Genomic DNA, 10,831 nt, shown 5'->3' on the forward strand with positions numbered 1-10,831 from the left:
ATTCTAGTTCTCCTTTAGCACGTATTCTTCGATAGCCCAGGCAACGGCTTCCTCGTCGTTGGTCATGGGGGTAATCACATTGGCAACTTCCTTAACCGCTGGAACAGCATTTTGCATGGCAACTCCCAGACCTGCCCACTCAATCATAGAAAGGTCATTGGCCTCGTCCCCACAAGCCATGACTTGGCTTTGGTCGATTCCTAAGTGTTTAATTAATTTCGCTAAACCTGTTGCCTTGTGGACTTTTTTTGGCGACCATTCCAATAAGAGTTCACGCGATTTGAAGATTTCGTATTGGTCAAACAATTCTGGAGAAATCTGTTGAATCGCTGCATCCAAAGGTTCTTGGGCAAAGGCGGTCACACATTTATTATATGTCATCTGACTAGATAGATCTTCAAAAGCGACAGGTACGAAAGTCAAGGCTGGGTTGAACTTAGCATAGAGACTTTCTTGGTCCGACTGGATTTGATAGACTGTTCCTTCTGAAATAGCATCTAACGGAAGTCCGAGTTTTTCAGTTTCCTCGTACAAACGTGCCACATCGTCGATTGAAAAGACGGTTTTATCGAGAATCTCTCCAGTATTTTTCTGTACCAGACCACCATTAAAGGTGATGGTGTACTCATCCTCTTGACCGTCAGTCCCTAGCTCATGGAGAAAGAAATCCATAGCCTTCAAAGGACGACCTGTTGTCAGAACGACCTTGATGCCACGATCACGCGCAGCTTTGAGGACCTCCTTGGTACGATCTGTCAGCTTTTTATCCGTTGTCAGCAAGGTTCCATCCAAGTCCAATGCAATCAATTTAATATCTGCCATTACAAGCCCTCCATATAAGTCATCACTGATTGGTCCTTATGGTGGCCAATCACTGCTTCTGCTAATTCTAAAATCTCTGGTCTCGCATTTTCAGGGGCGATTGGGTGCCCAACAACCTGCATCATATGAAGGTCATTGAGATTATCTCCAAATGCCATAACCTGATCCATGGTTAGATCCAGTTTTTTTGCCAGCTCAACAATGGCCACACCCTTATCAACGTAGTCCAAGACAATATCGATGGATTCAAAACCTGTTGTCATGGCTTTCACACCAGGAACATTTTCGTTGACCCAGGCCTCTCCAGCTTCTATCGTTTCTTCAGTAAAGTTAGTAGTGAATTTAAAAATCTCATCTGTGATATCTTCCAAACGTGCTACTTTTTGAATGTTCTCATTGTAGTGACTACTTAACTTTAGATAGGTTTCATCCACTGTTTCCAATACATAACAAGCTTTTTTCCCTGTCAAGAGCATTTTACTTTCATCAAAATAGGGCGATTTCTTTAAAGCTTCAAAAGTGCTCAAGTAAAAATCCCGAGACATAGTAGCCTCATACATATCCTCACCATGAAACTCAACATAGCTCCCATTTTCAGCTATAAAAATCACTTCATCACGCACATCCGCAAACAACTTTTTCAGGGACAAGATACCGCGACCTGAAGCCACTGCAAAATAAATCCCCTTTTCCTTGTAGGAAACAAGTACGTTTTTGAGGCGTTCCATATCAAACCGACCCTCTCCATCTAGAAAGGTTCCATCCATATCGGTTGCTACAAGTTTAATCATAAAATCCTTCATTCTCCAATTGATAAATCTATCTTCTATTATACCATAGATAAGTTTAAAAAGGTCCAGTACAGTAGGATAGCACTACTTTTTCGGAGAAACTTCAAAGGGCATAAAAATTAGAATCGTAGAACTTTTTTCAGATAGTTTAAAAAGTTTGTATTCCCCTACTCTTTTCTCTATAATGGAGAGAAAGGAGATGACTATGACAGAAATAAAACATGAAATTGATGCTAACTTTGCAGGACGACTCAATATCCTACGCGCAGGTGTTCTAGGAGCCAATGATGGGATTATTTCCATCGCTGGAGTCGTTATCGGTGTTGCCAGTGCGACAAGCAATATCTGGATTATCTTTTTATCAGGATTGGCAGCTATCCTCGCTGGTGCTTTTTCTATGGCAGGGGGAGAGTATGTCTCCGTATCCACTCAAAAAGACACGGAAGAAGCCGCTGTTGCCCGAGAACAATTACTCTTGGATAAAGACATCGAATCTGCAAAACAATCCCTCTATGCTGCTTACCTTCAAAATGGTGAGTGTGAAACGTCAGCCCAACTCTTGACCAACAAGGCCTTTTTAAAAAATCCACTCAAAGCCTTGGTTGAGGAAAAATACGGTATCGAGTACGAAGAATTTACCAATCCTTGGCATGCTGCTATCTCTAGCTTTATTGCCTTTGTACTGGGAAGTCTTCCTCCTATGCTTTCAATCACCGTCTTTCCAAGTGACTATCGTATTCCTGCTACTGTTTTTATCGTGGCCCTTTCCCTTCTCGTCACTGGCTATACCAGTGCTAAACTAGGCAAGGCTCCTACGAAAACAGCTATGATCCGCAACCTCTGTATCGGACTTCTGACCATGGGCGTAACCTTCCTCTTGGGACAACTCTTTAGCATTTAAGATAAAGAAATACCTCGACAATCATCGAGGTATCTTTTTTACATTTGCACAATCTTGCGATAGCTTCTTGAGGTAATCATAAAGATCAAGACATAGACAATGAGGAAGATAGCACAGATGGACAAAGTGACTGTCAACATCATGGTCGCATCTAGCACCCCAATGACTTTTAGGATGAGACTAAGCATATGATAGGCAAAGGCAAGATGTAGAAAAGCAAAGAGCAATGGGAGGAAGAAAACAGTTAGGACCTGTTTGTTGATAGTTTGCTTGATTTGCTTTTGATCGAGACCGACTTTTTGTAAAATGATAAAGCGTTCACGGTCTTCATATCCTTCAGAGATTTGTTTGTAGTAGATGACGAGAACCGTTCCCACCATAAAGATGATAGAGAGGAAGATACCGATGAAGAATACTCCACCAAAGAGAGCACTCATCTGCGCACTACTATCAGCTAGATTGCTTCCGTAAACATAGCTTCCTTCTTTGTTTATTTCTCTATTAAAGTTATTAACGAATTTTGAATAGTCATCTGCAATTTTAAGTTGCTCTTCCTCACTAGCCGTTACATTCATACCACCATAGTATTGATTAAAGATGGAAGAGTTAGGATGCTGTTCTAGAAAGGCTTGTAAGTCAGGAACAACCAAATAGTTATAGTCCGAAGTTAGAATATTGTACTGATTTGGGACATGTTCAAGAATAAAATCTTTTTTGATTTCTTCTTTGATCGTGTAGGTCTGGTCATTCAGAGTCAATTCTTTCTGCCCTTGAAGTTGCTTGTTTTGAGCAAACAATCCAACTTCCTTACCTGAAAGTCCAAGTTTCTGTCCTGTCATATTCTCGTAGTCTTTTTGGTCAAAGACCATAAAAATAGTTTTCGGTTGAACACGATTTTGACCTTTCTCAAAGATTGTCAATTTCGTACCATCTTGATTTGCCACACCAAAGTTACTGTATGTAAGGACTTCTTTCTTTGTGACAGTCAATCCTTTATCACTAGCATACTGGTTCAAGAGTTTTTCGATATCTTCTTTTTCAACATTCTGTCCTGTAATCCCAAAATCATGTGGATTCATGACCTTCTTGAAGTTTTCTGATGCCTTAAAGATACTTGTTGCAGCAGACATAGTCACCAAGACCATGGTTGAAAGGATGGCAATCGTAGCCAAACCAACCGCATTTTTCTTCATACGGAAAATGAGATTGGATACGGAAATCATGTTGTTGGGTTGGTAATAATAACGCTTGTTTTTCTTCAAGATTTGTAAGAAAACTGTAATCCCTGCATTAAACAAGAGATAGGTCCCAAAGATTACCAACAAGACTGCTACAAAGAAAATTATGAGTGCAGTTAAAGGATTTTCAACTGTCACTGCTAGGTAGTAGCCAGCTCCCATACTAATCAAACCTAGAATGGTCTGAAGGCTTAAGAAACGTCCTTTTTTCTCACCACTGGCCTTCTCACGAGAGAGCTGTAGGGCATTCATGCGTGCAATCCGAAAGGCATTGATAAAAACCAAACCTAGGAAAATAGCTCCAAAAATAAGGATAACGAGGATAAAGACACTTGGTTGGAAGGTCGCTACGAGCTCCACCTTCATATTCATTAGCTTCAGAAGCAGAGCAAAGATGAGCTTATCAAAGAGAGCTCCTAGGCCAAGTCCAGCTGTCAAGGTTAGGGAGCCAAAAATAAGAAGCTCCTTAAAGACCATGCTAATCAAATGGCGTTTTTCTAATCCTAACATGCCATAAATCCCTAGTTCCTTGGAACGGTTTTTCATGACGAAACTATTGGCATAAAAGACAATGATAGCTGAAGCAATAGTGACAATCACCATACCAAGACCAAGCGTCATAGAGATAGTCTCTCCCCCTCGAATCTTGCCAATATTAGGATTAAGTGTCAATGAGTAAAAGAGATAAGTGATGGTCACAGCTAAGAGAACAGCTAAAGCAAAGGGATAGTAGAGTTTGCGGTTTTTGATTAAGTTCGAAACCGCTAACTTATTAGTCAATCGAAACATACTAATTCACCTCACTTGCCATAACAGTCAAAGTATCAGAGATTTCTTGGAACATCTGACGCTCTGTCTTGTCTCCACGGTAGATTTGGTTGTAAAGAATGCCATCCTTGATAAAGAGAACGCGCTTGGCCCTGCTGGCTGCTGCCGTTGAGTGGGTTACCATAAGAATGGTTTGGCCGCGTTCATTGATTTCATCAAATACATCGAGTAAGGCTGCAGATGACTTGGAGTCAAGGGCTCCTGTTGGCTCATCCGCAAGGAGAATTTCAGGTTCAGTGATGATGGCGCGTGCTACTGCTACCCGCTGTTTTTGACCTCCTGAGATCTCGTAAGGGTACTTCTCTTGTAATTGGTTGATACCCAAATTTTCAGCTGTCACTACCAATTTCTTCATCATCTCCGTAATAGGTTTTCGTGATAGAACTAACGGAAGCAAGATATTGTCCTTAACAGACAGGGTATCTAGCAAGTTAAAGTCTTGGAAGACAAATCCCAACTTCTCACGACGGAAACTCGAAGCCTGTGAATTTTTAATAGTGGCTGTGTCTGTTCCGTTTAGGTAAACCTGGCCTCGAGTTGGTTTATCCAGCATAGCTAGGATGTTGAGCAGGGTTGACTTTCCTGAACCGGACTCACCCATGATGGCAACGTAGTCACCCTTTTCTACGGTAAAGTGAATATCTTTGAGTGCCTCAACTTGGTTGCCTTGGAAACGTGTTTTGTAGATTTTTTGAACGTGTTTTACATCTAAAAGTGTCATGATTTTCTCCTTCTTAATATCCCATCAATTGAAACTGTGCTTGCATCATAGCGCATCCCAGTTGAACACGCTCGATATCTTTTTGACTTGGTTTTCTTCTTTTCTTTTGTAAGATTCTTTTCATGTTTTTGCTCCTTTGTTCTTTATGAGTCTAGTTTATCGCAAAAAAAGAGGTCTTGCCATAACCTAACCTTACAAAAGAGACTTTAATCTTACATTTTTGTAAGATTGAAAAAATCAAGTAATTTCGCTATCAATATTTTACCATAAAAGAAAGGCAAGAAGAAAACCCTTGCGAATGCAAGGGTTAAGGTTCACTTCTTTTTCTGACCTCTTTGAGAAATAAGGAAAGTATCTATAAACTATTTCAAAATCTGACTCACCAAAACCGCCCATCATTGTCATCAATGACCTCGGCTTCCTTGCGTTTGCGTGGTCCTGTTCCGTACATTTCTGCTTCGATTTCTTCCTTAGTTGGCAGGATAGAGGCTAGGATGATGTAGATAATCACGCCAATCCCAAAATTTGATATGGTAAAAATGGCAAAGAGAAAGCGGACTAAAGTTACATCAAAATTCCACTTGTCTGATAGACCAGCTAAAACTCCCGACACCTTACTATTTCGTTTCATTTTATAAAATTTGTTATTCATGATATGTTCCTCTTTCGGCATTCTTACAAGTAGTATAGCATGAATCAGAACTATCAACATCAGTCCTTAGGCCGATTTATGATGACGAGTTTACCTCGACAAACCCCACATCGGTAGCGTTTGGTATCAATCCTACGCTTGCGCTGATAAGTTTGCTGGCAAGATTGACACTGATAAACTAGAAAATTACTTTGGTTCTTCAACGGGGGAACAAAGCGCAGTCCATCCACTTCTTTCAAAAGTTTCTTAAAATCTCGGTCCTTATGTCGATAACCCTTTTTCTGAAAATAAAGGTGATAGTGACAGAGTTCATGGCGTACGATTTTCCGAAAGACTTCCAAACCTAGTTCATTATAGACCTTGGGATTAAAATCCAAATGCCCATCCCTGGGGAAAAATCGCCCACCTGTCGTTCGCAGACGAGAATTCCACTGGGCTTGGTGGGTAAAAGGTCTACCAAAGTCTTCGAGGGAAACAGACTGAACGTAGTCAGTTAGATTCATCTGGAGCGAGGAGCGACAGATTGACTTTTTCACGTTCAGTATCGATTTTCTTAACCCAAACCGTTACCAAATCTCCAACAGACACCACTTGGCTGGGATGTTTGATAAATTTACGACTCATATGGGAAATATGAATGAGGCCGTCCTCGTGAATCCCGATATCAACGAAGGCACCGAAGTCAACGACATTACGCACCACACCCTCCAGCTTCTGGCCGACTTTTAAATCCTTGATATCCAAGATATCTTGACGAAGCACAGGTGCATCAAATGAGTCACGGAAATCTCGACCTGGTTTGAGAAGGTCGGAAATGATATCTTTAAGGGTTTCTGGACCAAGATTCAGTTCCTGTGCCATCTCCTTAACTGAAAGGGACTTAAGCTTACTTTGTGCTTCTTCATTCAAGTCCTTGATATCCAAGCGTTTGAAGAGCTCCTTAACCGCAGCATAGTTTTCTGGGTGAACTCCTGTATTATCAAGGATATTACTACTTTCCGGGATACGGAGGAAACCAGCTGCCTGTTCAAAAGCCTTGGCACCCAGACGCGGAACTTTCTTGATTTGAGCGCGCGAAGTGATTTTTCCTTCTTCCTCACGGTATTTGACGATATTTTCAGAGATAGTTTTATTGAGTCCAGCCACATGGGAAAGAAGAGCTGGGCTAGCTGTATTGACATTGACACCGACTTGGTTAACCACCGTATCTACGACAAAGTCCAGACTCTCAGACAGTTTCTTCTGACTGACATCGTGCTGGTATTGCCCGACACCGATTGACTTGGGATCAATTTTGACCAATTCGGCAAGTGGATCTTGCAAACGACGGGCGATAGAGATAGCAGAGCGTTTTTCAACGGTTAATTCTGGAAACTCCTGACGAGCAAGTTCGCTGGCAGAGTAGACAGAAGCGCCACTTTCATTGACGATAACATAGCTGACTTCTGGAAAATCTTTAAGAACTTCCGCCACAAAGGCTTCACTTTCACGACTGGCAGTTCCATTTCCGATAGCAATAATTTCCACACCGTATTGACCAATCAAGTCCGACAAATCTTTCTTTGCTTCTTCAATCTGACGAGCTGATGCTGGTTTTACTGGATAAATGACTTGGGTTGTCAACATTTTACCTGTTGTATCAACGACAGCAAGTTTGGCACCTGTACGAAAGGCAGGGTCAAATCCTAGAACCACGCGCCCTTTCAGCGGAGCAACCAAGAGAAGATTGCGCAGGTTGTCAGAAAAGAGTTGGATAGCTCCTTCTTCTGCTTTCTCAGTTAATTCTGTCCGAATGCGTCGTTCGATAGCAGGCAAGACCTTTTTCTTAACTGACTGTTGAACAACTTCATCTATATAGGCATTTTTCACCTTGAAACGGGCAGCAAAGAAAGCAAGAATACGATCTGTCGCGTGCTCAAAACCGACTTTTAAGAAACCTAGTTTCTCACCACGATTGAGGGCCAAGGTACGATAACCCTGCATGTTGCCAACTGTCTCTGAAAAATCGTAATATATCTGAAAAACTTGTTTTTCATCGAGACTTTCATCCTTGACTTGCGAAGTGATTTTAGAGTGTCTCAGCACTTCCTGATAGGTCAGTGAACGCAAAGTCACATCTTCCGATAAGGCTTCGACCAAGATATCAACCGCTCCAGCCAAGGCTTCTTGAACTGTCGCAAATCCTTCACAGACAAACTTCTCAGCTTCTTTCTCTAAACCATCTACATTCTGCAAGATCAAGCGGGCGAGAGGAAAGAGTCCAGCTTCTCGGGCAATAGTTGCCTTGGTTCGACGTTTTTCCTTATAAGGAAGATAGAGTTCTTCAACGTCTGCTAATTTTTCAGCTGCCAAAATAGCTTCTTCTAATTCCTTGGTTAGTTTGCCTTGTTCTTGAATCTTAGCCAAGACAGCTTCTTTACGGTCGTTGAGATTTGTCAGACTTTTATCCAAGTCGATAATGGCCTTAATCGCCACCTCATCCAGACTACCAGTCATGTCCTTTCGATAACGCGCGATGAAGGGAATTGTCGCCCCTTCTGCTGTCAAACTTAGAACAGTATCGATTTGCTTTAAGGTTACTCCCAAATCTTGGGAGATTTTTTCATATTTTTTATCCATAAATCTATTATACCATAAGGGACAGCCCTTGTTTCGTCCTACCCTTTTTTACCTCTTTGATTATCAAAATAATCCCTTTTCCACAAAATAATAGTATAATAGAGATAGAATATAGAAAAGAGGTAGGCCCATGGCTGTTAAATTTACAAAAACGGATGATTTGGACAAGATGTTTGAAGAATTCGCAAAACTTCCTGACTTAACACAAGTCACTTTCCCAGATGACAAAGATAAAAAAGAAAAAGTTGAGAAGAAAAAATAGATGACTGTTTTCCAATCTCTTCCTCCTAGTGTATTACAAGCGGGAGCTATTTTTCTCTCCATCATGATTGAAGCCCTTCCTTTTGTCCTGATTGGGAGTCTCATTTCGGGGTTGATTGAGGTCTATATCACTCCTGATAAAGTTTATGAGTTTCTTCCTCGCAATCGTTGGGGGAGGATCTTTTTTGGTACCTTCATTGGTTTTCTCTTTCCATCCTGCGAGTGTGGAATCATTCCCATCATCAATCGTTTTCTAGAAAAGAAAGTGCCCAGCTACACGGCCGTTCCTTTTCTGGTGACTGCTCCCATTATCAATCCTATCGTTCTTTTCGCTACATATTCTGCCTTTGGCAATTCAATAAAACTTGCCTTTTTGCGAGCGCTGGGAGCTATTGTGATTGCTTTGGTGCTTGGGATTCTCCTAGGATTTTTCTGGAAGGAACCCATTCAAAAAGAGAATCCTATCACTTGTCACGAACATGACTTTTCACACATGAGTCCTGCTAGAAAGGTCTTTCAGGTCTTTATACAGGCTATTGATGAGTTTTTCGATATGGGGCGTTACTTGGTCTTTGGCTGTCTCTTTGCGGCTATCGTGCAGGTCTATGTCCCGACTCGGATCTTGACCTCTATCAGCGCAAGTCCAGTCCTTGCGATTCTCTTGCTCATGTTTCTAGCCTTTCTCCTCTCTCTTTGTAGCGAGGCGGACGCCTTTATCGGTGCTTCTCTCCTCTCGAGCTTCGGCCTAGCGCCAGTCCTTGCTTTTCTGGTCATTGGCCCCATGCTTGATATCAAAAATCTCCTCATGATGAAACACTATCTCAAAGCGCGCTTCATCTGGCAATTCATGGGCATCGTGACAGTGCTTGTCTTGCTTTATTCTTACATGATAGGAGTGATGCTATGATCCGATTTCTCATTTTACTGGGTTATTTTGCCCTAACTCTGTATCTGCAGCTATCTGGCAAGCTCAGTCAATACATCAATCTCCACTATTCCTATCTAGTCTATATCTCTATGGTCCTTTCTCTTCTGTTGGCTCTGGTCCAATTCTATATCTGGATCAAGAAAATCAACTCTCACAGCCATTTTGAAAGTCGTCGATCTAGACGAATCAGCATCCTTTTACTGTCACTACCTCTCTTGATTGGAGTTGCCTTTCCGACAGTAAGTTTGGACTCGAGAACTGTATCTGCTAAGGGATACCATTTCCCACTTGCTGAGGGAATCAACACAGCTATTCAGGCAAGTGAAGGCACATCCAGTCAATACCTCAAACCCGATACCAGCACCTATTTTTCCAAATCTGCTTATGAAAAGGAAATGAGGACTACAGCTGATAAATACCTCTCCCAGCAAACCATTCACATCACTGATGAAAACTATATGGAAGTCATGGAAGTTCTCTATGACTACCCTCAAGAGTTTGAAGGAAAGAAAATCGAGTTTACAGGCTTCGTCTATAACGATCCTAGCCATGAAGATAGCCAGTTCCTCTTTCGCTTTGGGATCATCCACTGTATAGCCGATTCTGGTGTATATGGACTCTTGACAAAGGGGAACTCACGCCAGTATCCTGATAATACCTGGATTACCGCTAGAGGAACCCTGACCCTCCATTACCATAAAGAACTCAAACAAAAACTCCCAACACTGGAGGTTGAGAGTTTCACAAAAGTAGACAAACCAGAAAATCCTTATGTATATCGCGTGTTTTAATAAAAAGTAGCCTTTGCAGGCTACTTTTTATTATTATGTGACTATTAGTCCGTCTCGCTCCGTAAGGTGCGAGACAAATAAACCACCCGCTATGCGGGTGCGCGACGAAGGTTATACCAAAAAAACTCCAAACGCGATACAATAAAGGTGTTCAAGCCAATTGTAAAGCGAAAGGAGAAAAATATGGCACAAAAGGCACATAGTTTATCACACACAAAGTGGATGTGTAAATATCACATTGTGTTCACCCCTAAGTATAGACGAAAAATCATTTATAAT

The 10,831-nt window shown here is 41.6% G+C and carries 11 protein-coding genes and 1 pseudogene; 5 read left to right on the forward strand and 7 right to left on the reverse strand.

Features of this window, described 5'->3' with window-relative positions:
• Positions 1 to 3: 3 nt before the first annotated feature.
• Both D8844_RS03515 and D8844_RS03520 read right to left on the reverse strand, forming a co-directional pair.
• Positions 4 to 822 carry a Cof-type HAD-IIB family hydrolase gene (locus tag D8844_RS03515; RefSeq protein ID WP_096407000.1) on the reverse strand — a complete coding sequence of 273 codons (819 nt, stop codon included), beginning with the start codon at positions 820 to 822 and terminating at the stop codon, positions 4 to 6.
• A complete protein-coding gene (locus D8844_RS03520; protein WP_125421937.1) occupies positions 822 to 1,613 on the reverse strand; it encodes a Cof-type HAD-IIB family hydrolase in 792 nt (263 codons plus the stop codon). The genes D8844_RS03515 and D8844_RS03520 overlap by 1 nt, the downstream gene beginning before the upstream one ends.
• A gap of 205 nt (positions 1,614 to 1,818) precedes the next feature.
• Here D8844_RS03520 and D8844_RS03525 point away from each other — a divergent pair, with 205 nt between their 5' ends.
• Positions 1,819 to 2,514 (forward strand): VIT1/CCC1 transporter family protein, encoded by a 696-nt coding sequence (locus D8844_RS03525; RefSeq protein WP_000136037.1) that lies wholly within the window; start codon positions 1,819 to 1,821, stop codon positions 2,512 to 2,514.
• Positions 2,515 to 2,552: 38 nt separating this feature from the next.
• Here the strand turns inward: D8844_RS03525 and D8844_RS03530 are convergent, their stop codons facing one another.
• The 5 genes from D8844_RS03530 to D8844_RS03550 all read right to left on the reverse strand — a co-directional run bounded on the left by D8844_RS03530 (position 2,553) and on the right by D8844_RS03550 (position 8,572).
• Complete coding sequence (locus D8844_RS03530; RefSeq protein ID WP_125421940.1) at positions 2,553 to 4,541, reverse strand: ABC transporter permease; 1,989 nt, start codon at positions 4,539 to 4,541, stop codon at positions 2,553 to 2,555.
• Between the two features lies 1 nt (position 4,542).
• Positions 4,543 to 5,301 (reverse strand): ABC transporter ATP-binding protein, encoded by a 759-nt coding sequence (locus tag D8844_RS03535; RefSeq protein ID WP_000173369.1) that lies wholly within the window; start codon positions 5,299 to 5,301, stop codon positions 4,543 to 4,545.
• 379 nt (positions 5,302 to 5,680) lie between these two features.
• The gene (locus tag D8844_RS03540; RefSeq protein WP_084881784.1) at positions 5,681 to 5,953 is read right to left on the reverse strand and encodes a PspC domain-containing protein; all 273 of its coding nucleotides are present in this window, start codon (positions 5,951 to 5,953) and stop codon (positions 5,681 to 5,683) included.
• A 59-nt stretch (positions 5,954 to 6,012) separates the two neighbouring features.
• On the reverse strand, positions 6,013 to 6,456 hold the full coding sequence (locus D8844_RS03545; RefSeq protein WP_125388948.1) for a SprT family protein: 444 nt from the start codon (positions 6,454 to 6,456) through the stop codon (positions 6,013 to 6,015).
• Entirely contained in the window at positions 6,443 to 8,572 is a 2,130-nt protein-coding gene (locus tag D8844_RS03550; protein WP_125421943.1) for a Tex family protein, read from the reverse strand. The genes D8844_RS03545 and D8844_RS03550 overlap by 14 nt, the downstream gene beginning before the upstream one ends.
• Before the next feature lie 130 nt (positions 8,573 to 8,702).
• Here D8844_RS03550 and D8844_RS10500 point away from each other — a divergent pair, with 130 nt between their 5' ends.
• From D8844_RS10500 to D8844_RS03570, 4 genes and pseudogenes are all read left to right on the forward strand, one after another.
• Positions 8,703 to 8,834, forward strand: a complete 132-nt coding sequence (locus tag D8844_RS10500) for an SPJ_0845 family protein (protein WP_000268696.1) — start codon at positions 8,703 to 8,705, stop codon at positions 8,832 to 8,834.
• Positions 8,835 to 9,740 carry a permease gene (locus D8844_RS03560; protein WP_125421946.1) on the forward strand — a complete coding sequence of 302 codons (906 nt, stop codon included), beginning with the start codon at positions 8,835 to 8,837 and terminating at the stop codon, positions 9,738 to 9,740. It begins immediately after the preceding gene.
• Entirely contained in the window at positions 9,737 to 10,552 is an 816-nt protein-coding gene (locus tag D8844_RS03565) for a TIGR03943 family putative permease subunit (RefSeq protein WP_000617819.1), read from the forward strand. The genes D8844_RS03560 and D8844_RS03565 overlap by 4 nt, the downstream gene beginning before the upstream one ends.
• Before the next feature lie 183 nt (positions 10,553 to 10,735).
• Positions 10,736 to 10,831 (forward strand): annotated as a pseudogene (locus D8844_RS03570) (IS200/IS605 family transposase); the annotation flags it as partial.

Origin of the sequence: Streptococcus oralis (genome assembly GCF_003942875.1) — a bacterium.
In the GTDB taxonomy this organism is placed as follows: Bacteria; Bacillota; Bacilli; order Lactobacillales; family Streptococcaceae; genus Streptococcus; species Streptococcus oralis_BX.

What these genes read in the sequence shown, in the direction of transcription:
- D8844_RS03515 (WP_096407000.1), bottom strand. Translation starts at nt 822, where the DNA reads ATGGCAGATATTAAATTGATTGCATTGGACTTGGATGGAACCTTGCTG.
- D8844_RS03520 (WP_125421937.1), bottom strand. Translation starts at nt 1,613, where the DNA reads ATGATTAAACTTGTAGCAACCGATATGGATGGAACCTTTCTAGATGGA.
- D8844_RS03525 (WP_000136037.1), top strand. Translation starts at nt 1,819, where the DNA reads ATGACAGAAATAAAACATGAAATTGATGCTAACTTTGCAGGACGACTC.
- D8844_RS03530 (WP_125421940.1), bottom strand. Translation starts at nt 4,541, where the DNA reads ATGTTTCGATTGACTAATAAGTTAGCGGTTTCGAACTTAATCAAAAAC.
- D8844_RS03535 (WP_000173369.1), bottom strand. Translation starts at nt 5,301, where the DNA reads ATGACACTTTTAGATGTAAAACACGTTCAAAAAATCTACAAAACACGT.
- D8844_RS03540 (WP_084881784.1), bottom strand. Translation starts at nt 5,953, where the DNA reads ATGAATAACAAATTTTATAAAATGAAACGAAATAGTAAGGTGTCGGGA.
- D8844_RS03545 (WP_125388948.1), bottom strand. Translation starts at nt 6,456, where the DNA reads ATGAATCTAACTGACTACGTTCAGTCTGTTTCCCTCGAAGACTTTGGT.
- D8844_RS03550 (WP_125421943.1), bottom strand. Translation starts at nt 8,572, where the DNA reads ATGGATAAAAAATATGAAAAAATCTCCCAAGATTTGGGAGTAACCTTA.
- D8844_RS10500 (WP_000268696.1), top strand. Translation starts at nt 8,703, where the DNA reads ATGGCTGTTAAATTTACAAAAACGGATGATTTGGACAAGATGTTTGAA.
- D8844_RS03560 (WP_125421946.1), top strand. Translation starts at nt 8,835, where the DNA reads ATGACTGTTTTCCAATCTCTTCCTCCTAGTGTATTACAAGCGGGAGCT.
- D8844_RS03565 (WP_000617819.1), top strand. Translation starts at nt 9,737, where the DNA reads ATGATCCGATTTCTCATTTTACTGGGTTATTTTGCCCTAACTCTGTAT.